This window comes from Stenotrophomonas sp. YJH_SMC_135 (assembly GCF_059372355.1).
Window position 1 is genome coordinate 363,924 of record NZ_JCAFVN010000004.1, and the last position, 25,540, is coordinate 389,463.

A 25,540-nucleotide genomic window follows, 5' to 3' on the forward strand; every position below is an offset into this window, starting at 1 on the left:
CCAGCCTAGCGCAGCGGGGCTAAACTGATCGCATGAATATCGAAGTCCTCTTGATCCTGGCAGTGGTCCTGCTGCTGGCGACCCTGGTCGCGCTGGTGCTGCTGTGGCGTCGCAGTGCTGGCGGTGCACCCTCCGACGAACTGCAGCGGCTGCTGGACAGCGAACGCGAACAGCATCGCCTCGCCCTGGTCGATGCCGGCCAGCTGCGCGGCCGCCTCGATGCGCTGAGCGCTGAACTGGAGAACGAACGGAGCCGCAGCCAGCAGCACGCACAGACCGTCACTACGCTGACCGCCCGGGTGGAGCGCGAAGCAGCGCTGTCGGCCAGTCGCGAAGCACAGCTGGCCGAACGTGAAGCGGCCCTGGCGCAGGCGCGCGCTGCCGTTGCGGAGACCAGCAGCGAGCTGCAGCAGGCGCAGCAGCGCTACCAGCAGTTGCACGGTGAACATGCCCGCGCGGTGGCCAATCTGCAGCACTCCGAACGGGCCAGTGCCGAACTGCGCAGCTATCTTGATACCGCCAAGGAAAAGCTGTCGGGCGCGTTCGCCGAACTGGCGGGCAAGGTGTTCGACGAACGCGGACAGCAGTTCGAGAAGAACGTGCGGCAGGCGACAGTGCAGTCACGCGCGGACATCGAGGGGCTGCTCAAGCCGTTCGCCGACAAGCTGGGCGATTTCCGCACCCGCGTCGATACGCTGTATGGCGAGGAAGCGCGGCAACGCGCCAGCCTGCTGGGTGCGGTTGGCGAACTGAAGACGCTCAACCAGGACATGGCGGCGCAGGCATCGGCGCTGACGAATGCGCTGAAGGGCAATGCCAAGGTCCGCGGCGACTGGGGCGAGCTGATGCTCGACAACGTACTGCGCGGATCGGGGCTGGAAGAGGGCGTGCACTACCAGCGTCAGAAGCATGCCGTGGATGACGAAGGTGCGCGCCTGCGACCGGACGTGGTGGTGCAGTTCCCCGACGAACGCAGCGTGGTGATCGACAGCAAGGTGAACCTGATCGCCTGGCAGGAAGCCATGAATGCCACTACCCCGGAGCAGTCGGAAGACGCGTTGCGCAGGCACGCGGTTGCGCTGCGCCAGCACGTTAAGGACCTGGGCGAGAAGAATTATCCGAAGGCGTTGGGCAGCGAGACGCTGGACATCACCATCGCCTTCGTTCCCATCGAGGGTGCCTTGTCAGCCGCACTGGGCGCCGATGGCAGCCTGCAGGCGTTCGCCTTCGACAACCGCGTGGTGTTCGCCTCGCCCAACACCCTGATGGCGCTGCTGCGCGTGGCCGAGCGCCTGTGGACGCGCGACAAGGTGCAGAAGCAGGCGCTGAAGATCAGCGAGGCCGGCGGTCTGGTGCTGGACGCCCTGACCGGGTTCCTGCAGGACTTCACCGCCATGGGCAAGAAGCTGGACGATGCCGGCAAGGCCTACGCCGATGCGCGCAATCGCCTGATCGATTCGCCGCAGTCGGCCATCAGCCGCGCCCGTCGGCTTGCCGAACTGGGCAGCAAGGCCAAGCGCGCGCTGCCACCGGAGCTGACCCCGGACCCGATGCAGCAGCTGGGCGCGCCGGAGGACGACGAGGACAGCAATGCGGGTTGACACGTCCCGTGCACCTGCGCCTGGCTATGCTGGGCACCCTGAGTCCGTGGCGGGTATCGACATGCGCTTGCGCTCCTGTGCCGTTCTTGTCCTGGCTGCGTTGCTGGCTGCGTGCAGCAGCACGCCCCCGGTCGCCGACACGACTACGGCCGCTCCTGCGCCGGAAGCCAGCGAGGCCTACCGCGAAGCACGTGACGTCGACTGCCAGGCCGCTGGCGGCACGCTGCAGCGGCTCGGCCGCCTGCAGCGCGAGCAGTGCGTGATTCCCTATGCGGACGCCGGCAAGGCCTGCAGCCGCAAGAGCGACTGCACGGGCCAGTGCCTGGCCGGAGCCGAGGTGGCCGCCGGCAGTGCCGCCACCGGTACCTGCCAGCGTGATGTGCGCCAGAACTTCGGGTGCCGCCAGCGCATCGATGATGGCAAGGCGCAGGGCACGATCTGCGTGGACTGAATCCTGCCTGTAGAGCCGAGCCCACGCTCGGCTGCCATGCCATCAGCCGAGCATGGGCTCGGCTCTACAACTGCGCGCGCGGCGCTATGCTGGTGGGCCATTCCCCGCCGTAGCCGGAGCCCCCGCGTGAGCACCCCGATCCAGGACATTCCCCTCACCACCATCGACGGCCAGCCGTCCTCGCTTGCCGACTACCAGGGCAAGGTGCTGCTGCTGGTCAACGTCGCCTCCAAGTGCGGCCTGACCCCGCAGTACGAAGGCCTGCAGGCGCTGTATGCGGAAAAGCACGCGCAGGGCCTGGAAGTGCTGGGCTTCCCCGCCAACAACTTCCTTGGCCAGGAGCCGGGCAGCGAGGCCGAGATCCAGCAGTTCTGCCAGCTCACCTACGATGTCAGTTTCCCGATGTTCTCCAAGATCAGCGTGGCTGGCGAGGACACCCACCCGCTGTACCAGCAGCTGACCGCCGCGCAGCCGCAGTCGATCGGCGAAGGCCCGCTGCGTGAGCGTCTGGCCAGCAAGGAGATCCCGATCCATCCGGCACCGGCGGTGCTGTGGAACTTCGAGAAGTTCCTGGTCGGCCGTGATGGCAGGGTCGTCGCACGCTTTGCCCCGGACGTGGCCGCCGATGACGCGCGCCTGCGCGAGGCCATCGAGGCCGCGCTGGCGGCCTGAGCACGGCGTGCCAACCAGGGTTGGCACCCACCGGAAAAGAAAAACCCCGCCGAGGCGGGGTTTTTCATGCACCGTCGCGCGGCCTCAGTGGGTCCACTGCGGCATCGGCATCGCATCGACCGGGATCGGCGAATTGGCATCGTCATGGCCGCGGTCGCGCTTGCTGCGCAGATCGTTCTCGATCTGGTAGTTGCGGCGCTGCATCCAGGCATCGCGGACCAGGGCGTATTCGTCCACTGCGGTGTCGCGCAGATCGTCGATCGCCAGCAGTTGTGCGCGGGTGTCGACCAGCTGCAGGCCCTGCAGGCCGATGCGGATCTTGTCTTCCTCGACGCGCCGGATCGGCGACAACGGGATGTCACCGGCCAGGCCGAACACGTCGCGTACGGTACGCGGGCCGAAGAACGGCAGTTCCACGTAGCGCGAACGACGCCAGCCCCAGGCACCCAGGGTCTGGCCGAAGTCTTCATTGCGACGCGGCACCATCGCCTTGCTGGCTGGATCGAACAGGCCACCGATGCCCAGCGTGCTGTTCATCAGGAAGCGGCCGAGGCTGTCCCACGCATCGGCACCACGGCCCTGCAGCAGCTGGTTGGTGATGGTCACCGGCGCACGCAGGTTGCTGAAGAAGTTGCTGACGCCGGTGCGCGCGAAACGCGGCACCACATGGGTATAGGCGGTGGCCAGCGGGCGCGCCACGCCGCGGTCGACCGCATTGTTGAAGGTGTGCACCTTGCGGTTGAACGGTTCCCACGGATCGTAGGCCGCCGCGTTGCCGGTGTTGCCGGTACCACCATAGAGGGCGTCGAAATCATCGTCGCCGGCGGCGGCGGTGGACGCTGCGGCCTTCGGTGGGCTGGCCTCTATGCCCTGCGGCGCAGCCGTCGGCGCTGAAGCGGTGGGCTCGGCAGGGTTGGCCACGGAGGCGACCGGAGCAGCGTCGACCCCGCCGGTATCGGCCGTTGCGGCCGGAGCAGCAGGGCCGGGCGCAACCACGGTGCTGGCGACCGGTGCATCGCTGCGCGCGGGCTTGCCGGCACAGGCGGTCAGGGTGGCCAGGAGGATCAGGGGGAAAGTGCGTACGACGTTCATGTCAGCTCGCAGCAGAAGTAGCGTTGAAATCCAGGTCGGGCGACAGCCGGTAGGCTGCGCTCAGCTCGTTGAAGCCGGCGGGCGCGCCGGAAATGGCCAGCGCATGGCCCGCCTTGCGTGCACGGGCCGCCAGCTCGGCCAGCAGCGCCAGGCCGGCGCTGTCCACGCGCTCGACCTCACCCAGCTCCAGCCGCGCCAGCTTGGCCGGCAGGGCCTGCAGCTGCGGCCACAGTGCGATCACCGCGGCACGGTCAAGCACCCCGCGCAGGCGCAGGGTGTCGCCTTCCAGCAGCGCAAGTGCGTTACTTGCCATTGCCGGCGGGCCCGGCCTGCATGCTGCCGCTGTGCAGCTCGCTGGCCACCTGCTTGATGCCCTTCTGGCGCAGCGGGGTATCGAACTGGTTGCGGAAGGTCTGCACGTAGGAGATGCCTTCGATGTTGACGTCGAAGATCTTCCACTGGCCGTTCACGTTGCGCATCCAGTATTCGACCGGGGTCGGTTCGTTGCCGGCGCGCACCAGTTCGGTGCTCACGCGCACGCCACGGTTGCCCGGCAGCGGGCTTTCACCCTTCAGGCGGAAGCTCGGCTTGCCCTGGATGTTGAGCAGGGTCGAACCGTAGCGCTGCATCAGGCTGTCGGCCATGGCATCGGCGAACAGCTTGATGTCGGCATCCGAGGCGCCGCGGGCGTGCGGGCCCAGCACCAGGCGCGCGGCATAGTCGCGATCGAAGGTGCGGTTCAGTTCGCTGTCGATGTAGCTGCGCAGGCTGGCCGGGTTGCTGCTGAACTCGCTGCGGCGCTGCTGCAGGGTGGTGAGGATGCGCGTGCTGGCATCGATCACCACCTTGCCGGCCTGGCCCTGCGCCGCGGCAGCGGCGGGGGCGGTGGCCTGGGCCTGGGCCTGGGCGAGGAATGGAGTAGCCGCCAGCAGCGCCGAGGCGAGCAGGGCCGGGATCAGTTTCATCTTCATGGTTGCGGTTCCGTTGCAGGCGCCTGCGCGCCATCGTTGGGCTTCTGGCCTGCGCCACCACCGGCGCCGCCACTGAACATGTACTTGCCGACCAGCTGGATCAGGTCCACCGCCGGCTGGGTGAAGACGATCTCGTCACCGGCCTTGAGCACGTCCGGGTCACCGCCCGGCTGCAGACCGATATAGCTCTCGCCGAGCAAACCACTGGTGAAGATGCCGGCCGAGGTGTCCGCCGGCAGGTCCTTGACCTTGCTGTCCATGCGCAGGGTCACGATGGATTCGAACTTCACCGGATCCAGGTCGATCGAGGCGACCTGGCCGACGGTGACGCCGCCGATCTTCACCGGCGCCTGCTTGCGCAGCTGGCCGACCTGGGAGAAACGCGCCTTCAGCTCGTAGCCCTGGCTGCCCCAGCTCCAGCGCTGGTTGGTCGAGGCCACGGCCAGCACCATCAGCGAGGCCAGGGCCAGCAGCAGGAAGGCGCCGACGGAGAATTCGAGTCTGGGACCGCGGATGGCCATGTGGATTACCTGATCGAGTCGTGGTGGCCGCGCGCGCCTGCGCACCGCCGGTGGAGGGGTTAGGTGAACAACATTGCCGACAGCACGAAGTTGAACATCAGTACCAGCAGCGAGGCGTTGACCACCGCACGGGTGGTCGCCACCGAGGTGCCCTCGATGGTCGGCTCGGCGTGGAAACCAACGTAGGCGGCGACCAGCGCGGCGGTGCCGCCGAAGATCGCCGACTTCAGCATCGCCACGCCGAAGTCATCCCAGAAATCGACGCTGTTGCGCAGCGCCGACCAGAACACGCCATTGTCCAGGCCCAGCACGTGTACCGCTTCGAAGTAGCTGGCACTGATCGCCAGCGAACAGAAGATGCCGGTCAGCAGGGGCACGGTCAGCACCGCCGCCCAGAAGCGCGGCGCCACGGCCTTGGCCACCGGGTCGATCGCCATCAGCTCCAGTGCCTTGATCTGGTCGGTGGCGCGCATCAGGCCCAGTTCGGCGGCGATCGAGCTGCCGGCGCGGCCGATGAACAGCAGCGCGGTCAGCACCGGTGCCAGTTCGCGGTACAGCGACAGGCCGAGCAGGGTCGACAGCGCGTCGGCCGCACCGAAGGTGGTCAGCGTGCGGTAGCCCTGCAGCGTCAGCACCAGGCCGACGAAGGCGCCACCGACGGCGATGATCGGCAGCGAGCGCGCGCCGATCTTGTAGATCTCGCGGGTCAGCTCGGCCAGGAAATCACGGGTCGGCAGCGAACCACGAAGCACGGTCAGCGAGAACAGGCCGGCGCGGCCGAGCGAGCGGGTGGCTTGGACGAACGGCATCAGGCGACCCTCGCGCGCGGTGCGGCATCGAACGGGATGGGGCCATCAGGCTGGCCGTGCAGGAACTGCCGCAGCAACGGGTCCTGGCTGGACTGCAGCGCCTCGGGCGTGCCCTGGAACACGATGCCGCCATTGGCGATGGCGATCACCTGGTCGCAGATCGGCAGGGTCTCGTGCACGTGGTGGCTGACGATGATGCTGGTCAGGCCCAGGCTGTGGTTGAGGCGCTGGATCAGGCTCATGATCACGCCAGAGGCGATCGGGTCCAGCCCGGTCAGTGGCTCGTCGTAGATCATCAGCGGCGGGTCCAGCGCCAGCGCGCGGGCCAGCGCGACGCGGCGCGCCATGCCACCGGACAGCTCGCGCGGCCAGGCATCGGCAGCGGCCAGCAGGCCCACCGCATGCAGCTTCATTTCCACAAGGCGGCGCAGCACGGCGTTCGGCAGGCGGGTATGCGTGCGCAGCGGCAGCGCGACGTTTTCGGCCACAGTGAGGTCGGTCAGCAGGCCGTTGCCCTGCAGCAGCACGCCCACACTCTTGCGCATTTCCAGCAGCGCGCCGCTGTCCTGCGGAATCGGCTTGCCGAACAGGGTGACCTCGCCAGCCACCGGGCGCAGTTCGCCGGTCAGTGCCGCCAGCAGGGTCGACTTGCCGCTGCCGGACGGACCCAGCACGGCCGTGATGCTGCCCTTGGGCACCTGCAGCGACACGTCGCGCAGGATCGTGCGCCCGCTCCGGTCGATGCGGACGTTGGATAACTGCACCAGACTGGAGGTGGAAGCCGACATGGGCACCATTAACGTTTTTTAGACATCGAAGGATCGGGCTCGTCGGCTGAACATAAGCAGACTGGACGGTCCAGTATTGTGGCACGGCAAGATCCCTGCCAGGCCGGGATAATCGGCCGGCAGCCCGGAACAATCCGTACCGGCGATGGGCCGGCCATTGAATACTGCCTGCCGTGCTGCACACTGTGCATGATGAGTGACCCGGGCAGCGATTTCCGCCTCTACCATTCCAACTCCCTGGACGTGCTGGCCGCGCTGCTGGCGCGCAACGTGCGTGCGCCGGTTGCGGGTCAGCCGCTGCTGGCGCCGGAGGTGGTGCTGATTCCGCAGGTGGCGATGCGGCGTTGGCTGCAAGCAACACTCGCTGCCGAATATGGCGTGGCCGCCAATCTTGAGTTCCTGACCCCGGGCGAGTTCGTTGCCCGTGCACTCAACGCCAATGTGCCCGGCGAACGCGACGACCTGGACGCGGCCGGCCTGCACTGGAAGGTGTACCAGGCACTGCGCGACCCGGCGTTGCTGGCGCAGCCACCGATGCGCGCGCTGCAGTCCTATCTTGCCGGTAGCGATGCATTGAAGCCGTGGGCGTTGGCCGGTGAACTGGCGTCGGTGTTCGAGAAGTACCAGGCCTGGCGCCGCGACTGGCTGCTGCGCTGGGAGGCCGGCGCCGACCCGGCCGACCCGCAGGCCATCCTCTGGCGCAGCATCGCCGCTGGCCACGACTACCGCGCGCGCCGCATCCAGGCTTACCTGGACCGCTTCGAGGGCGCCGGCCAGCCGTTGCCGCAGGGCCTGCCACCACGCATGTCCGCGTTCGCGACGCTCAACATCTCGCCCGATGTGCTGCGGGTGATGGCCACCCAGGCGCGGGTGGGCGAGCTGCACTTCTATATGCCCACGCCGGTGCAGTCGTACTGGGGTGACCTGCAGACGCTGGCCGAGCGCCTGCGCAGCGGCGCGCCCGATCCCTTCGGTGAAGCGGCCGGTGAGAACCGCCTGCTGGAAGCCTGGGGCGCGGCCGGGCGCGATTTCATGGCGGTGCTGGGCAGTTACGAGGTGGTGCACCCGGCCGGCGAGATTGCCGCGTATTCGGATCCGGAGGACGACACCCGGCCGACGCTGGCCGAAGGTGGACTGTCCGACAGCCTGCTGCATCGCCTGCAGCGCGATCTGTTCCACCGCCGTGCGCTGCCCTCGGGCGAGCTGCGCGACGGGCTGCGCAGCGACGATCCCAGCCTGCAGGTGCATGCCTGCCATACCCGCCTGCGCGAACTGCAGGTGCTGCACGACCAGCTGCGCAGCCTGCTGCAGGACCCGCGCTTCGACCCGCCGCTGCAGGCGCGGGAGATCGCCGTGCTTGCACCGGACATCGACCCCTATGTGCCGTATCTGGAAGCAGTGTTCGGCGGCCGTGGGGGCGAGGACGAGCACATTCCCTATGCGCTGGCCGACAGCAGTCCGCTCGCCGGCGAGCCACTGGCCGACGTGTTCGTGCACCTGCTGGGCCTGCCGGTCTCGCGTTTCGGCCTGAACGAAGTGCTGGACCTGCTGGCCAGCGCGCCGCTGGCCGAAGCGGCCGGGCTGGAGGCGGTGGACTTTGATCGCCTGCATGGCTGGCTGCAGCAGGCTGGCGCGCGCTGGGGCCTGGATGCGAAGCACCGCAACCAGCACCAGGCCCCGGCCGACGACGCCTACACCTGGCAGTTCGCGCTGGATCGCCTGGTGCTCGGTCATGCCACCGGCAGCGAGGCCGACCTGGCCGGTGTTGCCCCGTGGATCGAGCTGGAGGGCGGCGCATTGGACGCCCTGGACCGGCTGCTGCGCCTGTTGCGCGTGTTGGCGGTCTACCAGCGCCGCCTCGGCGAACTGCTGACGCCGGCGCAGTGGCGGCAACGCCTGCTGTCGCTGCTGGACGCGCTGCTGCCGACTGCGCCCAGTTCGCCCAACAGCCAGCGTGCCCTGGAGCGCCTGCGCAAGCTGCTCAACCAGTTCGCCGATGATGCCGCCAAGGCCGGCTTCACGGACGGGGTGCCGCCGGAGGTCGTGCGCGCGCACTTCGCCGGAGCACTGGGCGAGGCCGATACGCGCGCGCCGCTGCTGACCGGTGGCATCAGCTTTGGCCGCATGGTGCCGATGCGCCTGCTGCCGTTCCGGGTGATCTGCGTGCTCGGTCTCAATGATGGCGATTTCCCGCGCCGTGACCCGGCTGCCGGTCTCAACCAGCTTACTGCCGAGCTGGACACGCCGCGCCGCCGGCCCGGCGACCGCTCCACCCGCGAAGACGACCGCTTCCTGTTCCTGCAGCTGTTCGCCGCCGCGCAGGAGGTGTTCTACCTGAGCTACCTCGGTGCCGATCCGCGCGATGGCAGCGCGCGTGAGCCGTCGGTGCTGGTCAGTGAACTGATCGATGCCGCCGCTGCGTATCACCTCGATCCGCCTGCGGCGGTCCGCGACTTCACCGTGCGCCACGCACTGCAGCCGTTCTCTCCGGCGGCGTTCGGTGACGGTGATCCACGCCGCTTCAGCTATCGCCGCCAATGGCATCCGGCCGCCGGTCGCCTCACCGGCGCGCGCGGAGGCCTGCAGCCGTGGTTCGATGCCGCGTTGCCGCCGCTCGACGATGCGGTGGAAGACGACGTTGCACTCGATACCCTGCGCCGCTTCCTGTGCGATCCGGCCGGGCAGTTCTTGGCGCAGTCGCTGGGCCTGCGCCTGGCCGACGATGTCGAGGAGGTCGATGACCTGGAACCGCTGGTGCTGTCCTCGCGCGGGCCGGAAAAGCGCAGCGTGCAGGCGGCGGTGGTACGCGCCACGCTCAGTGGCGATACCGAGCCGTTGTATCCGCGGCTGCGCGCGCGTGGCCTGCTGCCGTCGGGCCCCCTGGGCGAGCGCCAGTTCGAGGTGGAGCAGTTGAAGACCCGCCCGTATGCCAGTGCATTGCTGGGCTGGATGCGGGGCGAGCCGCTGGAAAGCCGCCGCTATGAAGTGGAGATCGATGGCGTGCGCCTGCATGGCCGTGTGGCCGATCGACACCCCGACGGGCTGGTGCGCCTGCGCGCTGGCACCCTCAATGGCACTGCGGTGATCCGCCAGGGCCTGGATTGGCTGCTGGCCAACGCTGCCGGCGATGCCCTGCCGCTGGTGCAGTTCCATGATGGCGGCGACGCCGGTCCCGGCCCGCATGTACTACCGGCACTGAGCGCTCCTGCTGCACGCGCGGCATTGCGCGCATTGCTGCAGTTGCGCCAACGCGGACTGCGTGAACCGCTGCGCTTTGCCCCCTACACCGGCTGGGTGCTGTACAACGCGCCGGCCGAAAAGCAGCGCAGCGAAGGCTGGAAGCAGTGGCACGGCAGCGACCGCAGTTGGGGTGAATCCAGCAGCGACGCCTGGCAGCTGCTGCTGCGCGGTGCCGATCCATTTGCCACCGACGCCGGCTATGCCGATCTGCTGCGCAACAGCCAGGTGGTCTTCAGCGCGGTGCGCGAAGGCCGCACCCTTGGCGCCGATGCACGCCAGGAGGGCAGCACATGAGCACCGCCATCGTCGATGAGGACTCCCAGCGCATGGCGGGCGATCCCTATCTGGCCCTGCCGCTGGATGGTATCCGCCTGATCGAGGCCAGCGCCGGTACCGGCAAGACCTTCACCCTGGCCACGCTGTTCACCCGCCTGGTGGTGGAGCAGGGCCTGCGCATCGGCCAGATCCTGGCGGTGACCTTCACCGATGCCGCCACCCAGGAACTGCGCAAGCGCATCCGCGAGCGCCTGTCGCTGGCCGCGCGCCTGGTCGATCTGGAACCGGCCGGGGGCGAAGCACCGGACACGAGGCTGACCCGCCAGGTGCTGCAGCGCCATCTGCAGGGGGGGACCGAGAGCGCCGCCGCACTGAAGCGCCGCCTGCAGGTGGCCGCCGATGAGATCGACCTGGCGTCGATCTTCACCATCCACGGCTTCTGCACCCGCGTGCTGCGCGAGCATGCGCTGGAGAGCGGCCATACCTTCGATCCGCCGGAACTACTGGCCAGCGACCGTGAGCTGTTGGAGGAACTGGCGGCCGATCTGTGGCGGGTGCATGCCAACGACGCGGCCACGCTGGAGCCGCTGACCTGGCTGTGGTCCAACCCGGACGCGCTGGCCACCGATCTGCGCGCGTTGCTGGCTGCGCCGCCTCTGCACCCGTTGCCGCGGCCGGTGGCGCTGGCCGATCCACAGCCGGCTTTGCAGGCCGCCGCCACCGAACTGCAGCAGGCGCTGCGCGGGCATGGCGAGCAGTTCTTCATCGACCTCTGCGATGCCGTCGACAACAAGTGGATCAACGGGGTGTCCTACAAGCTGGGTTGGCTGCACTCGCTGGGCCGGCAGCTGCTGGCCTGGGCCGAGCGCGGCGACCCGCGCGAGCTGCTGGCCAGCGAGCGCCTGCCGGCACTGCTGCCGGAGGTGCTGGCCGACAAGACCAACAAGAAGTTCCCCGACCGCACGCCGTCGTCGCCAGTGCAGGTGCCATTGGCGCGCTATGTCGCGCTGCTGGCCGAACGCGATGCCTGGCTGCGTGGTACCGCGCTGAATTTCCTGCACGCGCTTCGCGCCGAAGCCATGCAGCGCCTGCAGGCGCTGAAGCGCACGCGCCGGGTGCAGACCTACGACGATCTGATCGATGGCGTGGCACTGGCCCTGGAAGGCCCGCAGCGGCTGCCGCTGGTAAGGCAGCTGCGCGCGCAGTACCGCATCGCGCTGGTCGATGAGTTCCAGGACACCGATGATCGCCAGTGGAACATCTTCCACACCGTGTTCGGCAATTCGCCGGAGGTGCGCGAACTCGGCCTGGCACCGGCGCTGTTCCTGATCGGCGATCCCAAGCAGGCGATCTACGGGTTCCGCGGCGGCGACATCCACACCTACCTGAAGGCCAAGCAGGTGGCGCAGCAGGCGCCGGTGCTGGACCAGAACTTCCGCTCGCGACCGTCAGTGCTGCGCGCGTTGCAGGCGCTGTACGACAACGGGGGTGAGGACGCCTTCCTCGAGCGTGACATCCAGTTCGAGCCGGTGCGTCCCGGTGGCGTGCGCACCGATGAGGACTATCTGCACGACGGCCACGCCGCCAAGGCACTCACCCTGCGCGTGCTGCGCAGCGGGGGTGACAAGGCGATGAGTGCCGATGCCTCGCGTGAGGCAGCGACCCAGGCCTGCGTGGCTGCGATCCACCAGGCCCTGGTCGAGGCGCGTGCGGGCAAAGCGGTGTTGCGTGGGCGCCCGGTGCAGCCTGGTGATATCGCGGTGCTGGTGCGCTCGCATCGCGAGGCGACGCTGGTGCAGCGCGCGCTGGCTGCGGTTGGCATACCCGCAGTGGCGGCGGGCAAGCAGAGCCTGTTCGCCACCAGTGAGGCACGTGATCTGCGCGCGCTGCTGCTGGCGCTGCTGCAACCGGCAGACGAAGGCCGCCTGCGTGCAGCGCTGGCCACGGTGTTGCTGGGCCAGCGGGCCAGTGCGATCGCGGCGATGGAGCGCGAGGGCGACCTGCAGCGCGGGTTCCAGGCGCAGCTGCTGCACTGGCGCGAGCGCTGGCAGCGCGGTGGTCCGTTCGCGGTGATCGCCGATGTCTGTGCCGCGCACGGCGAACGCCTGCTGGCGCTGATCGACGGCGAGCGCCGCCTGACCAACTACCTGCAACTGGGCGAACTGCTGCAGGAAGCCTCGGCGCAGGCGCTGGGCATGCATGGCCTGCTGGACTGGCTGCAGGGGCAGATGGCCAGCGCCGACCAGGATGACGAGCAGCAGTTGCTGCGCCTGGAATCGGATGCACGCCGCGTGCAGATCATCACCCTGCACAAGAGCAAGGGCCTGGAGTATCCGCTGGTGTTCCTGCCCTTCGTCGGCATCGACGGCGGCGCACCGAACACCGCCTCGCACTGCACCGTGCACGTCGATGGCCAGCGCCAGCTGCACTGGAAGCTGGACAGGGACGAGGCCTGGGAAGCGGCCAGCACACAGCGCGAGCGTGAGCAACGGGCCGAGGATGCGCGCCTGCTGTATGTGGGACTGACCCGCGCCGAGCATGCGCTGTGGATCGCCGTGGGTGATCTGGCCGGGCTTGGCAAGACGCGCCTGGCGCCGCTGCTGGGCGACCTGCAGGCGCTGCGCGCGCACGCCGACGTGCACATCGATGACAGTGAGACAGTGGCCGCGCTGCCGCAGCTGGCGGCCGAAGTGGAAGGGGATCTTCCGGCAGTGCGTGCACTGACCCGGCGCGTGCCGCACGACTGGTGGGTATACAGCTTCACCCAGCTGGCGCATGCCGACGCGGGCGCTGGCAGTGATATTGAAGCCGCCGCCACCGAGCTGCCGGCGCCCGCCGCCGACGAACCCGCGGGCCCGGAACTGCCGCTGGAGCCCGCGCTGCCGGAACCCGCCGCCGTCGAAGACAGCCCGCCGGTCGACCCGCGCTTCATGGGCAGCCGCTTCGGCAACGTGCTGCACGAGGCGATGGAGAACGTCGACTTCGCTGCGTGGGGGGGCTGGCAGCCGGGCCTGGAAGCGCCCGAGGGCCAGGCCGAGGTGCTGCGCAAGGCGCTGCACGATGAAGGCTATGCCGACGTCGACCTGGACGATGGCGTGGCGGTGCTGGTGCCGTTGGTCGGCCACACGCTCACCGTGCCACTGCCCGAGGGCGGTGCGCTGCACAGCCTGGGCGAAGGCGAGCGGCGCGCGGAAATCGACTTCCATTTCGCCATCGAACCGACCACGGTACCGGCGCTGTTGCAGCTGCTGCATGCACATGGGGTTTCCAGTGCGCGTCGCGGCTTCGGCCAGCGCCGCCGCCTGGAAGGGCTGATGACCGGCATGATCGACCTGACCTACGTGCGCGACGGGCGCTGGTACGTGCTCGACTACAAATCCAACCGGCTGCCCGGCTACAGTCCGGACCTGCTGGCCATTGCCATGCGCCACAGCGAGTACGACTTGCAGGCGCTGATCTATACCGTGGCCCTGCATCGCTGGCTGCGCTTCCGTCTGGGCGCGGCCTACGATTACGAGCGCGACATGGGGGGCATCCGCTACCTGTTCTGCCGCGGCCTGGATGCTGCCGGCAACGGCGTGCATGTGGACCGCTTCCCGTTCGCGCTGGTGGATGCACTCGACGCACTGTTCGCAGGTGGCGAACAGGCCCAGGCCGAACTGGCCGCACGTGCCCGTGGGGCCAGCGCATGAGCCTGCTGAAGGAACTGCACCAGAAGGGCCTGCTGCGCACCCTCGATCACGCGTTGGCGACCAGCCTGCAGCGGTTGCGCGACGACACGCCGGACAGTGTGGCGCTGGCGGCCGCGCTGGCCTCGCTGGCGGTGTCGCAGGGCCATGCCGGGTTTGATCCGGCACAACCGCAGCGGTTGCTGGACGGCGTGCCCGAGTGGCCTGCCGCGCAGGACTGGCTGGCGCAGCTGCGCGCATCGCCCTGGGTAGCGACGCCGGAGCAGGCCGATGCCATCGCCGAGGATGCGCCGCTGGTGCTGGAGAACGGCCTGCTCTACCTGCGCCGCTATCGCGAGTACGAGCGGCAGTTGGCGGCCGGGCTGCAGCGCATCGGCCGGCATCCGCTGCCGGCACCGGACATGGCCGCGCTGGCACCGTTGTTCGCGCAGCTGTTCCGGCAGGCACTGGGCAGCGAGGATCACCAGGCACGCGCCGCCGGCGTGACCCTGCGCCATCCGCTGGCGCTGGTCACCGGCGGTCCCGGCACCGGCAAGACCACCACCATCGCGCGGCTGTTGCTGCTGCTGGCCGCACAGGCCCGGCACGCTGGCCAGCCGCTGCCCGAGGTGGCGCTGGCCGCGCCCACCGGGCGCGCCGCCGAACGCATGGCCGAGAGCCTGCGGCTGGCCGTGCAGCGCCTGCAGGAGCACGGCGTGGACCCGGCGCTGTGCGCGGCACTGCCCAGTTCCGGCACCACCCTGCATCGCCTGCTCGGCGTGATCCCGGATTCGCCGCGCTTCCGCCACCACGCCGACAATCCGCTGCCGGTGGACGTGGTGGTGGTCGACGAAGCCTCGATGATCGATCTGCCGATGATGGCCAAGCTGGTCGATGCGATCGCCAGCGGCACGCGGCTGATCCTGCTCGGCGATCCCGACCAGCTGCCGTCGGTGGAGGCCGGCGACGTACTCAGTGCGATCCTGCGTGCCAGCGGTGATGGCATCGGCACCCGCGCCGATGACGCGCAGGCGCTGCGTGGATTGCTGGCGCCGTCCACGCTGCAGCCCCAGGCCGAACCGAACACCTTCGCCGGCCGCCGCGTGCAGCTGCAACGAGGGTACCGGCAGAGCGATGCACTGGTGCTGGCCCCGTTGGCAGATGCCGTGCGCGAGGGTGACGCCGTCGCCGCTTTGCAGCTGCTGCGCGGCGGTGAACTGGCAGGCGTGCATTTCAATGAAGGTGAGGCAGACCCGCTGCGCGGCCAGCGCGAGCACCTGCTGGGCCATTGGCGTGCGTTGGCCGACGCCGCCGATCCAGCGCTTGCCCTGCAGCAGGCCGGGCGCCTGCGCGTGCTGACCGCGCTGCGCGAAGGCCCGCAGGGTGCGCGCGGGTTCAACAGCCGCATCGAACAGCTGCTGGCCGGCAACACCCCGGGCTACTTCCAGGGCCGCCTGCTGCTGGTCACCGAGAACAGCTACCGGCACCGCCTGTTCAACGGCGATATCGGCATCTGCCTGCGCGATGGCAGTGGCGCGATGGTGGCCTGGTTCCCCGGCGACACCGTCGAGCAGCCGCGCGCCTTCCACCCGGCCGCACTGCCCGCGCACGAAAGCGCCTTTGCGATGACCGTGCACAAGGCACAGGGCTCGGAGTTCGATGAAGTGTGGTTGCAGCTGCCACGCCAGGACAGCCGTGTGCTGTCGCGCGAACTGGTCTACACCGGCCTGACCCGCGCCCGCCAGGTGCTGCATGTGGCGGGCAGCGCAGAGGTGCTGCAGGCCGCATTGAAACGCCACGCCAGCCGGTTGGGTGGCCTGGCCTGGCGGCTGGGTGCGGAAGCGGTGGCCGAAGCACCGGCGCGCATCGAACAGCCTACCGTGCAGGGCACCTTGTTCTGAACCGGGGTCGGATCCCGTTCCCACCGGGAACGGGCTCTGACCCCTTCACCTGATCGCCAGGCAGAAGCAGTCGAGCATGGCTCGACTCTACAAAAGCGTACTTCGATCATTCCGACGTTCATCCACGCATGCCGTGGATCTACCGTGTCGACCAAGGTCGACACCCACCAGAGCAGAACGCCGTGCCGACAGATCACAGGAAACTGTCGAAGGCGGGGTGGGTCCGGTTGAGGGGGTGTGAGCGGCATGGATGCCGCGACCAAGCCCCCATGGATGGGTTTACGGCGTCCCCCTCAACCGGACCTACCCCGCCATCCCACGGAATGCCAGCCTTTGACGTTGCCGTTGAAGTTGATTCGGCAAGTGCAGGGCGCAGCCCTCCCGCCACACCTATTCCGCGATCAACACCAGCCCATCCGGGAACACGATTGCCGCTTCATCGGCACTCACATCGAAGAAGCCCACGCCGTGCTTTTCGGCCAGGTCCTGCACGCGTCCATGCGCACGCTCGGCCACCGAATAGGCAAACGCACCGTAGATCACCTGCTGGCCGATGCTGTACTCGGTCACCTCGGCGCGGTCGTCATCGTCGTTGCTCAATGGACCGTTCAACGGCGGGAAGTCCTGCGCCATCTCCGCGAACCACGCCTGCAGCGCCGCGCTGCTGACTGCCGGGTCGTCGTACTCGTGGCGCTCGTTCCACTGCGTCTGCTTTTCGAACCAGGCGATGAAAGCTGCCGCCTCGCGTGGTGCGGCGCTGGCCTCGAACACCATCATGTCGTAACTCATTGGAGCTTCCTGTGCAGAGCAGGGGTCAGAGCCTTCGCCCGCAGCGAAGGATCCGACCCCGGCAACGGGGTCTGTGGACGCACAGGGTATCGCGCTACGGCTGTTCGGCTGCACTCATGGCCAGGCCCGGCGCCAGCGCCTTCGCCTCCGGGAACAGCGCGAAGCGCAGGCCGATCAGGCCCATCAGCGCCTCGTCGCGTGCCTTGCAGGCGGCTACGCTGCCGACCCGCCCCAGCGAGGTATCCAGCCGCTCGCGCAATGCGTCGGCCGCCACCATCGGCTTGCGTGCGGCAATCTGCCGCCGGTAGTGCGCGGCGATCTCCTCAAGAATGTGCTCGACCGCTTCGCGGCTGCGCTCGGGCAGTTCCAGCCGCGCGCGGCGCAGCTGCAGGATGTTCAGGCCGATGCGCGCTTCGTTGAGCATATCCACCGAGGCGATGTCGCTGCCCTCCGGGGTTGCCGCCAGGCGCGGCGCGAGCAGGCCCAGCAGGTCGAGCATGCGTGCGGCGAAGCGCTGGCGGTCCTGCTGGCCGCGCCCTTCGGCGGCCTCGGCCAGCGTAGTCCAGCCCTGCCGCACCAGCCGGCGCGCGGTCCACTCGGCACCCACCGAACGGAACAGGCGGGTCATCACCACCGCAAAGCCAATGCCGATGAACATCGCGATCGACGAGTTGAGGAAGGTCTGGATGTTGGCGCTGTAGGTGTTCTGCAGGCTCAGCAGCGCGGCCAGGTTCACCGTCAGCGGCAGTGCGAACAGCGCGCTCTTGGGGTGGTGCAGCATCAGCCCCAGCGGCAGGAACGCCACCGCCAGCACCAGCGCCAGCAGGCCGAAGTCGTGCACGGCCGGGAACACGCCGAACAGGTACACGCCTGCCACCACCGAGGCGACCATGGCCCACACCAGGAACGACACCATGCTCGGTGCCGGGTCGTCCTGCGCGGCGAAGAACGCCGCGGTCACCGCGGCCATCATCGCGCCGTTGCCACCGCCCTCCCAACCCAGCGCGATCCACAGCACGCAGTAGCTCATCAGTGCCACGCCGGCACTGAGCGCGGAGAACAGCGCCATGCCGTAGTCGACGTGCTTGTCAGCGGCTACGCGTTCGGTACGGATGCGGTAATGCGCGCGGTCCAGCGGCGCGGTGCCGTGGTCGATGGCGTGCTGCAGGGTGCGGCAGTCCTGCCACAGGTCCACCAGTTCCTCCAGGCGCAGCAGCAGGCTGGCCAGCTGCAGATGCTGCAGGTCGCGGTCGACCTGCGGCTTTAGGGCACTGATGCGCGCGCGCAGGCGGGCGTATTCACTGGCGTTGGTTGGGCCATCCAGCCAATCGTGGATGTCATCGACCAGCGCCGGCAGCCCTTCGGGCAGGGCCTGGCCGTCGCTGCGCAGCGCACTCAGGCGATCGGCAATCGAGGACAGCACTGGCAACAGCAGCAGCATGCGCTCACGCAGGCGCTCCATCGACACCGCAGACCCGGCATGGCGCGGATCATCGCGGCGCAGGAATTCGATCAGTGCCTCGAACTGCACCAGGTCGGCGGCCAGCCGGTTGCGCGGCGCGTGCGCGCGTCCACGTTCAAGGATCTGCCGGCACCACTGCGCGGCGTCCTCCATCCAGTTGCCGATGCGCGCGCGCAGCATCGGGCGTACCGAAGCCGGGAACAGCAGCGAGGCGAACAGCACGGCCACCACCGTGCCGAGAATGATCTCCTCGCTGCGTGCCACCACCGTGTCGAAGATGGTTTCCGGCGAGGTCACCGCCGGAAAGCCGATGAAGGCGGTGGTGTAGCCGGCCAGCAGGAACGCGTAGCCGCGCGGGCCGCGGTTGAGCAGGGCCATGAACAGGCAGCCGGCCAGCCAGATCGACATCGCCGCGCTCAGCACCAGCGGCGTCTCCACCAGCGCCGGCAGCACCAGCAGGGTGGCCAGGCCGGCCACCAGGGTGCCGACGATGCGGTACACGCCCTTGGCCCGGGTCGGGCCCAGCAGCGGCTGGCTGACGATGTACACCGTGCCCATCGCCCAGTACGGGCGCGACAGGTTGCCGGCCATGGCGATGTACAGCGCGGCCACCGCGGCCAGGTAGGTCTTGATCGAGAACAGCCAGGCCTGGCGGTCGGTCAGCGCGTTCATGGTTTACTTCGCTGCGGTCGAGGCGTTGGGCGCGGTGGCGCTTGCCTGCCAGCCACCGCCCAGCACCAGGAACAGATGGATCTGGTCGCGCGAGACCTGCGCTTCGGCGGCGGCCAGGGTGGCGTCGCTGGTGGCCAGGCTGCGGTCGGCATCCAGGCTGGACAGGTACGGCGTACGGCCACCCTGGTACAGCCGGCGGTTCTGCTCGGCGGCCAGTGCGGCCTGCTCCTGCGCGATGCGCAGCGACTGCAGCCGGCGCAGGTCCTGCGCGTAGCGGTCCAGCGCGGTCTGGGTCTCGCGCAGCGCTTGCAGCACGGTGTGGTCGAACTCGGCCAGGGCCGCATCGGCGCCCGCTTCGGCAGCGTGGATGCGTGCGTGCGTGCCGGACGACGGCAGCGTCCACGAGATCAGCGGGCCGATCGACCACTGCTGGGTCATCGGCGTGCCGAAATCCTCCAGCAGGCCGGCGGCACCGAGCGAGGCCCCCAGGCGGATGTCCGGATACAGCTCAGCGGTGGCGACGCCAATCCGCGCGGTGGCCGAAGCCAGCTTGCGTTCGGCCTGGCGCACGTCCGGGCGGCGCTGCAGCAGTGCACGGCCATCACCAACCGGCAGCGGCTGCGCCAGGCCAGGGGCGTGTGCACAGTCGATCACGCCGGCCGGCAGCTGGCCCGGGGTCTGCCCGAGCAGGGCGGCCAGCGAATAGGCGGCCGCAGAACGCTGCGCGCGCAGCGGCGGCAGCGCGGCTTCCAGCAGCGCGACCTGGGCATTGGCGCGGGCCAGTTCCGGCGGCGTGCCACGGCCAGCCGCGATCAGGCGCTCGGTGACCGTGCGGCTGCGTTGCTGCAGCTGCAGCGAATGTTCGGCCACGTGCAGCTCGTGGTTGGCGTGGCAGATTTCCAGATAGCTGTCGGCCACCTGCGCGACCACGCTGACCTGGGCCAGGTCGCGCGCGGCAGCAACGGACTGCTCGTCGGCACGCGCTGCCTCGGCGCCGCGCTTGAGCTTGCCGAACAGGTCGAACTGGTAGCTGACCGCGAACTTGCCATCGGCCAGGTTGATCACCGGCAGCTCGTGCTCCTGCAGGAACGATTCGGCCGACAGCTGCGCGCGGCTGACCCCGGCCTCGGCCTCGTACTCGAAGCCACCGGCGTCCAGCGCCTGCTCGTACACCGCCGCGGCACGGCGCAGGTGTGCATCGGCGGCCTTCAGCTCGACGTTGTCACGCAGCGCCTGCGTGATCAGGCCGTCCAGCACCGGGTCGTTGTACAGCGACCACCAGCGGTCGGGCAGCGCCTGGTTGGCGGCCACCTGCGGGTTCTGCGTATCGATGAAGGCCGCATTGGCCTGCGGGCGCTTGAAGGCCGAGCCTTCCGGCAGGGCGTAATCCGGGCCGACGGTCTTGCAGGCCGCCAGGCTGGCCAGCGCAACGATCAGGCCGAGACGGGGCAGGGCGGCGTTCACAGGCCCGCCTGTGTCGGCGCAGTGCCGGCCTTGTCGTTGTGCGGATGGCGGCCGGTGTCCACGGTCACCGTGGCGGTACGGCCGGCGATCAGTTCCACGCCCTTGGGTACTTCGTCGATGGCGATGCGCACCGGAATGCGTTGTGCCAGCCGCACCCAGTCGAAGGCCGGGGTCACGTTCGGCAGCAGGGTGCTGCCGTTGCTGCGGTAGCGGTCTTCGATGCCGGCGGCGATGCTCTCCACATGGCCACGCAGCGGGGCCGACTCGCCCATCAGGCGGATGTCCACGCGCTGCCCCGGGGCCACGCCGCGCAGGCGGGTTTCCTCGAAGTAGCCATCGATGCGGAACGAGCCGGTATCCAGCAGCGCCAGCACCGGCTTGCCGGCTACCACGTAGTCGCCCACGCGCAGGGTGCGGTCGTTGACCCGGCCATCGGCCGGTGCGCGTACTTCGGTGCGGCCCAGGTTGAGCTCGGCCAGGTCGACCGCCGCCTGTGCGGTGGCCAGCGCAGCCTGTGCGGCCTGCAGCTTGGCGCGGCGCACTTCGGCGTCCTCGGCGGCGACCAGGTCCTGCAGGCTGCGGTCACGGCCGATCTCGCGGCGCAGCTGCGCCACCGATGCCTGGCGCTCGGCCAGGTTGGCGCGGGCCTGCTCCAGCGCGATGCGGTAGCGGGCGCGGTCGACCACGAACAGCAGGTCACCCTTCTTCACCGCCTGGTTGTCGGCCACCTGCACCGTTTCCACCAGCCCGGACACGTCCGGCGCCACCTGCACCACGTCGGCGCCGACATGGGCATCGCGGGTCCACGGCTCATCCATGTAATAGACCCACAGCTGGCGCAGCACCAGCAGGGCGATGATCACGGCTGCGCTGGTGAGCAGCACCGGCAGGGTCTTCTTCACGATCTTGTTCACGATTGCATCCAACGCAGGAGGTGGAACAGCAGGCCAAGCACGATCCCGTACAGGGCCAGGTTGAACAGCGCCGGGTGCCATACGTGGCGATAGGCGCCGGCACGCTGCAGCAGCGCGTGCAGGCCGCTGTTGACCAGGTAGGCCAACAACATCAGCCCGAGCAGGGTCGGGACGAACACTCCGTGGAGACTGAATTCACCGGGCATCGGTAGGGGCGGGGGCGAGGTGGGGGAGGGGAGGAACAACGAAACAACGGCAACGGGTAAAAGCCGCTGGCGTGTGCACGGCAGCGGCGGTATTCGGGGGCAGCGGTCTTACGTGATGCGGTCGGCGGCCTCGGCCAGCAGGCGCCATGCCTTCAGCACGGCGTGCAGTTCATCCATGGAAAGCTCGCCGAACACGTCCTGGCGCAGGCCGATCAACTGGTCTTCCAGCTCGCTGACCAGCGCATGGCCCGCGTCGGTCAGCCACAGCAGATTGGCGCGGCGGTCGCTGGCGTCGCTCTCGCGGCGGACCAGGTCGCTGGCGCACAGCTTGTCCAGCAGGCGCACCAGGGAAGGACCCTCCATGCCCAGCTGCTGGGCCAGCGCCACCTGACGGATGCCACCGCCGGAGCGGCCGATCATCAGCAGGGGCATGGTGCAGGCGGTGGAGATGCCGTAGCTGCCGAGCCGGCTGTCGGCCAGGCGCTGCCACTGCCGCCCTGCGTACAGCAGGCCGGAGCTGAGCTGCATCTGCAGCACGGTGCGCTCGTCGAGGGGTCGGTCCATAAGAGATAGATAGGATACTACTAATTTCATTCCTATCAATAGGTTTTTCTGAATGGGGGTGTAGTGGGGAAAGCGTTGCGCCTGCCTGGTGTCGGGTGGGGCAGCGGGGGCCGGACGGTGCAGGACACGCCGCAAGTACGTCCCTGTAGGCTCGGCCGCGGCATCCATGCCGCGGACGGTCCTGCCCCGCCCGGCCCCCGCTGCCCTCCCATCACCCCGCGAGCGCGGTGGGTTGGCTCTTTAAAGGCAGGAGCAGTGCGGACCAACGGCCCGCACCCACCGCAGCAGCGGCCCGCGGTGCTTCCGAAGCCATGAACCCCCGCTTTTGCCCCCGCTTTCGGGCGGTTCGGCCGCGCCCGCAGGAAACCGTCGGAGAGGGGGAGGGGCAGGCCGGGCAGGACCGTCCACGGCATGGATGCCGTGGACGAGCCTACAGGGACGTACTTGCGGCGTGTCCTGCCCGGCCTGCCCCTCCTCCTCTCGCTCAGCAGCACCGAGGCGCTGCAAGAGACCCCCGATGAACCCGACCAACAGGACGACCCACCCCCCGGTCGGGTACGATGCTCGCCCCCCGTTCGGGACGCTGTACGCAATGAGCAAGAACAACGAAAAGGCCGCCCCGCAGGGCGACGTGACCCAGGACCAGGCCGAGGATGCCGTGCGCACCCTGCTGCGCTGGGCCGGTGAGGACCCGTCCCGCGAAGGCCTGCTGGATACCCCCCGCCGTGTCGCCGAAGCCTATGGCGACTGGTTCAGCGGTTACCGCGACGACCCGCGCGCCTACATGGAGCGGACCTTCGAGGAAGTGGCCGGTTACGACGAACTGATCGTCCTGCGTGACATCGAGTACGAAAGCCACTGCGAGCACCACATGGCGCCGATCATCGGCCGCGTCCACGTCGGCTACCTGCCGGCCGGCAAGGTGGTGGGCATCAGCAAGCTGGCCCGCGTCGTCGAAGCCTACGCCCGCCGTTTCCAGGTGCAGGAGAAGATGACCGCGCAGATCGCCCAGTGCATCCAGGATGTGCTGCAGCCGATCGGCGTCGGTGTGGTCGTCGAAGGTGCCCACGAATGCATGACCACCCGCGGCATCCACAAGCGCGGCGTCAGCATGGTCACCTCGAAGATGCTGGGCAGCTTCCGCGACGACGCGCGTACCCGCGCCGAGTTCCTGCGCTTCATCGAAGTGGGCGGCAAGCGCTGAGCCGCTTGACCGCACTGCGCCGGCCTCTGCGGGCCGGCATGCCCACGGCTGCCCGCGCGGCCGCCGCGGGCGGCTGCTCGTCCCCGCCAGCCCTCATGACTCCTTTCGCTGCATGAAGCACCGCGAACGCATCTCCCGTTACCGCCATCTGCGCGAACAGCCCCAGTGGAAGCTGCTTGCCGCCGACCACGCCCCGGAAATCATCGGCCTGCTGCAGGGGCTGCTGATGGACGGCGAGCGCACGCTGCCGTCGTCGGTGCTCAACGAGCGCCTGCAGCGTGCGCTGGACCAGCTCAACGGCGACGAACTGTCGCGTGAGCTGCCGCGTACCGCGCAGGCCTACATCGCGCACTGGCTGGCCCAGGGCTGGCTGGAACGCCGCCTGCCCGAAGGCGCCGACCAGGAGCAGTACGAGCTGTCGACTGCGGCACTGCAGGCCATCCGCTTCGCCGATGGCCTCGAGCAGGCCCGCGTGGCCGCCACCGAAAGCCGCCTGGCGCTGGTCATCGAACAGCTCTCGCAGTTGGCCGCGCAGACCGAGTCCGACCCGGATGCACGCCTGTCAGCACTGCGCGACGAGCGCGACCGCATCGACGCCGAGATCGCCCGCGTCGGTGCCGGACGTGTGATCGCGCTGGATGGCAAGCGCGCGCTGGAGCGTGCGCGCCAGATCATCGGCCTGGCCGACGAGCTGACCGAGGATTTCCGTCGGGTGCGCGACGATTTCGAGCAGCTCAACCGCGACTTCCGCGAACGCATCATCGACGACGAGGGCGAGCGCGGCGATGTGCTGTCGCAGCTGTTCGAAGGCGTGGATGTGATCGGCGAGAGCGATGCCGGTCGCAGCTTCCAGGCCTTCTGGCGCCTGCTCAACGACGCCGAACAGAGCGCCCAGCTCGATGCCGCGCTGGAAGCGGTGCTGGCGCGTGGCTTCGCCCGCCGCCTGGACCGCAACGAACGCAACTTCCTGCGCGGCTTCACCAGCACCATGCTCGAGCGCGGTGGCCAGGTGCACGACGTGCTGCAGAACTTCGCGCGCAGCCTGCGTGGCTTCGTGCAGAGCCGTGGCTATCTGGAACAGCGCCGCCTCAACCAGCTGCTGAAGCAGGCGCAATCCGAAGCGCTGTCACTGCGTGACGAATTCCCCGCACAACGCGGCATCGGCTGCGACCTGCAGCTGACCACCAGCCGCCTGCGCTCGTGGTCGCAGTGGAAGCTGCACGATCCGCGCAGCGCCCAGGTCGATGGCAACGTCGAGTACAACGACGCCGCAGCCATCAGCCTGGAGAGCGTCGGTGATCTGGTCGCTTCGTCTGAAATCGACTTCCGCACCCTGCGCCGCGACCTGCACGACCTGCTCGATGCACAGCCGCGGCTCAGCATCGCCCAGGCACTGTCGCAGCGCGAAGCACCGCAGGGTCTTGGCAGCGTCATCGGCTACCTGTCGCTGGGCACGCGCTTCGGCAACGTGATCGCTGGTGAGCAGGAGCTTGCCGAATGGCGTGGTGGCGACGGCCAGGTCCGTCGCGCCCGCATCCCGCTGGTTTGGTTCACCCAGGAGAGACGCCATGAGCTGGCATGAAGATCCCATCGACGCACCGCAGGCCGACGTGGCGGAAGACGCCTACGAAGCCGAACCGGTGGCGGCCGTGGCGCAGCCCCGCCGTGGCAATGACGTGTATTACCTCGGCGACACCGGGCGCCTGCCGCTGGATGCACGCCGCGCGCTGTGCCAGCTGCTGATCGGCCCCAGCATCGACCAGCTGCGCCACGCCAAGCTGTGGCCGGCACTGATCCGCAGCGAGGCGGCCATCCGCTCCTCGCTGGCGGACCTGTTCCTGGAACTGGTGCTCGACCGTGACAGCGGCGTGGCCTTCACCCGCCAGGCCGACACCGAAGACGTGGATGCGCCGGTGTTGCTGCGCACCTCGCCGCTGACCTTCATCGACTCGGTGCTGCTGCTGTACCTGCGCCAGCAGCTGGCCGAGGCCGATGCGCGCGGCAACCGCGCGGTGGTCGCCGACGCCGAGATGGCCGAAGCGCTGGCCATCTACGAAAAGAACCTGTCCACCGACCGCGCCGGCTTCAATCGCCGCGTCGCTTCGGCGGTGCAGAAGATGAAGGACAACCACATCCTGACCCGCCTCAGCGGCCAGGAAGACCGCCACGAAGTCTCGCCGGCGCTGAAGCTGCTGTTCTCCGCCGAAGACGTATCCCAGCTTTCGGCGGTCTACCGCCAGCTGCGTGAAACCCCGGCCGCCGAGGCCTGAGAGAC

The 25,540-nt window shown here is 68.9% G+C and carries 21 protein-coding genes; 9 read left to right on the forward strand and 12 right to left on the reverse strand.

Annotated elements, in window-relative coordinates; genetic code table 11:
* Nucleotides 1-32 precede the first annotated feature (32 nt).
* The 3 genes from AC5P98_RS16380 to AC5P98_RS16390 all read left to right on the forward strand — a co-directional run bounded on the left by AC5P98_RS16380 (nt 33) and on the right by AC5P98_RS16390 (nt 2,724).
* Complete coding sequence (locus tag AC5P98_RS16380) at nt 33-1,601, forward strand: DNA recombination protein RmuC (protein WP_049408423.1); 1,569 nt, start codon at nt 33-35, stop codon at nt 1,599-1,601.
* Nucleotides 1,602-1,662: 61 nt separating this feature from the next.
* Nucleotides 1,663-2,052 (forward strand): hypothetical protein, encoded by a 390-nt coding sequence (locus AC5P98_RS16385; protein WP_041863989.1) that lies wholly within the window; start codon nt 1,663-1,665, stop codon nt 2,050-2,052.
* A 126-nt stretch (nt 2,053-2,178) separates the two neighbouring features.
* A complete protein-coding gene (locus tag AC5P98_RS16390; RefSeq protein ID WP_049408420.1) occupies nt 2,179-2,724 on the forward strand; it encodes a glutathione peroxidase in 546 nt (181 codons plus the stop codon).
* An 84-nt stretch (nt 2,725-2,808) separates the two neighbouring features.
* On the opposite strand, the gene AC5P98_RS16395 is transcribed toward AC5P98_RS16390, so the two are convergent.
* From AC5P98_RS16395 to AC5P98_RS16420, 6 genes are read right to left on the reverse strand one after another with little or no spacing between them, the layout of a single operon-like run.
* Nucleotides 2,809-3,816: an MlaA family lipoprotein gene (locus AC5P98_RS16395; protein ID WP_049408418.1), complete on the reverse strand. Its 1,008-nt coding sequence runs from the start codon at nt 3,814-3,816 to the stop codon at nt 2,809-2,811.
* Nucleotide 3,817: 1 nt separating this feature from the next.
* The gene (locus AC5P98_RS16400) at nt 3,818-4,129 is read right to left on the reverse strand and encodes an STAS domain-containing protein (protein WP_014648936.1); all 312 of its coding nucleotides are present in this window, start codon (nt 4,127-4,129) and stop codon (nt 3,818-3,820) included.
* On the reverse strand, nt 4,119-4,787 hold the full coding sequence (locus AC5P98_RS16405; protein WP_049408416.1) for an MlaC/ttg2D family ABC transporter substrate-binding protein: 669 nt from the start codon (nt 4,785-4,787) through the stop codon (nt 4,119-4,121). Before AC5P98_RS16405 ends, AC5P98_RS16400 begins: the two co-directional genes overlap by 11 nt.
* On the reverse strand, nt 4,784-5,308 hold the full coding sequence (gene mlaD / locus AC5P98_RS16410; protein ID WP_014039020.1) for an outer membrane lipid asymmetry maintenance protein MlaD: 525 nt from the start codon (nt 5,306-5,308) through the stop codon (nt 4,784-4,786). Before mlaD ends, AC5P98_RS16405 begins: the two co-directional genes overlap by 4 nt.
* A 59-nt stretch (nt 5,309-5,367) precedes the next feature.
* Nucleotides 5,368-6,117, reverse strand: a complete 750-nt coding sequence (locus AC5P98_RS16415) for an MlaE family lipid ABC transporter permease subunit (protein WP_005414955.1) — start codon at nt 6,115-6,117, stop codon at nt 5,368-5,370.
* Nucleotides 6,117-6,905, reverse strand: coding sequence for an ABC transporter ATP-binding protein (locus AC5P98_RS16420; protein ID WP_049408414.1), 789 nt, complete (start codon nt 6,903-6,905; stop codon nt 6,117-6,119). Before AC5P98_RS16420 ends, AC5P98_RS16415 begins: the two co-directional genes overlap by 1 nt.
* A 189-nt stretch (nt 6,906-7,094) precedes the next feature.
* Between AC5P98_RS16420 and recC the strand changes: the two genes are divergently transcribed.
* Genes recC through recD form a run of 3 tightly spaced genes read left to right on the forward strand, consistent with a single transcriptional unit; the run spans nt 7,095 to nt 15,990 of the window.
* A complete protein-coding gene (recC, locus tag AC5P98_RS16425; protein ID WP_041863987.1) occupies nt 7,095-10,439 on the forward strand; it encodes an exodeoxyribonuclease V subunit gamma in 3,345 nt (1,114 codons plus the stop codon).
* Entirely contained in the window at nt 10,436-14,113 is a 3,678-nt protein-coding gene (recB, locus tag AC5P98_RS16430; protein ID WP_049419187.1) for an exodeoxyribonuclease V subunit beta, read from the forward strand. Before recC ends, recB begins: the two co-directional genes overlap by 4 nt.
* Complete coding sequence (gene recD, locus AC5P98_RS16435) at nt 14,110-15,990, forward strand: exodeoxyribonuclease V subunit alpha (protein WP_049407317.1); 1,881 nt, start codon at nt 14,110-14,112, stop codon at nt 15,988-15,990. The genes recB and recD overlap by 4 nt, the downstream gene beginning before the upstream one ends.
* Before the next feature lie 390 nt (nt 15,991-16,380).
* Here the strand turns inward: recD and AC5P98_RS16440 are convergent, their stop codons facing one another.
* From AC5P98_RS16440 to AC5P98_RS16465, 6 genes are all read right to left on the reverse strand, one after another.
* Complete coding sequence (locus AC5P98_RS16440) at nt 16,381-16,779, reverse strand: hypothetical protein (protein ID WP_049405551.1); 399 nt, start codon at nt 16,777-16,779, stop codon at nt 16,381-16,383.
* Between the two features lie 94 nt (nt 16,780-16,873).
* Nucleotides 16,874-18,913 (reverse strand): FUSC family protein, encoded by a 2,040-nt coding sequence (locus tag AC5P98_RS16445; RefSeq protein WP_049405552.1) that lies wholly within the window; start codon nt 18,911-18,913, stop codon nt 16,874-16,876.
* 3 nt (nt 18,914-18,916) lie between these two features.
* Nucleotides 18,917-20,377, reverse strand: coding sequence for an efflux transporter outer membrane subunit (locus AC5P98_RS16450; protein WP_049405554.1), 1,461 nt, complete (start codon nt 20,375-20,377; stop codon nt 18,917-18,919).
* A complete protein-coding gene (locus AC5P98_RS16455; protein ID WP_049442557.1) occupies nt 20,374-21,291 on the reverse strand; it encodes an efflux RND transporter periplasmic adaptor subunit in 918 nt (305 codons plus the stop codon). Before AC5P98_RS16455 ends, AC5P98_RS16450 begins: the two co-directional genes overlap by 4 nt.
* Complete coding sequence (locus tag AC5P98_RS16460; protein WP_010487502.1) at nt 21,288-21,497, reverse strand: DUF1656 domain-containing protein; 210 nt, start codon at nt 21,495-21,497, stop codon at nt 21,288-21,290. Before AC5P98_RS16460 ends, AC5P98_RS16455 begins: the two co-directional genes overlap by 4 nt.
* A gap of 108 nt (nt 21,498-21,605) precedes the next feature.
* Entirely contained in the window at nt 21,606-22,061 is a 456-nt protein-coding gene (locus tag AC5P98_RS16465; RefSeq protein WP_012481667.1) for a MarR family winged helix-turn-helix transcriptional regulator, read from the reverse strand.
* 592 nt (nt 22,062-22,653) lie between these two features.
* Here AC5P98_RS16465 and folE point away from each other — a divergent pair.
* The 3 genes from folE to AC5P98_RS16480 all read left to right on the forward strand — a co-directional run bounded on the left by folE (nt 22,654) and on the right by AC5P98_RS16480 (nt 25,535).
* Nucleotides 22,654-23,265, forward strand: a complete 612-nt coding sequence (folE, locus tag AC5P98_RS16470; RefSeq protein ID WP_004141296.1) for a GTP cyclohydrolase I FolE — start codon at nt 22,654-22,656, stop codon at nt 23,263-23,265.
* Between the two features lie 112 nt (nt 23,266-23,377).
* Entirely contained in the window at nt 23,378-24,847 is a 1,470-nt protein-coding gene (locus AC5P98_RS16475) for a DUF3375 domain-containing protein (RefSeq protein WP_495230113.1), read from the forward strand.
* Entirely contained in the window at nt 24,834-25,535 is a 702-nt protein-coding gene (locus AC5P98_RS16480) for a DUF4194 domain-containing protein (protein WP_005421303.1), read from the forward strand. The genes AC5P98_RS16475 and AC5P98_RS16480 overlap by 14 nt, the downstream gene beginning before the upstream one ends.
* Nucleotides 25,536-25,540: the final 5 nt, after the last annotated feature.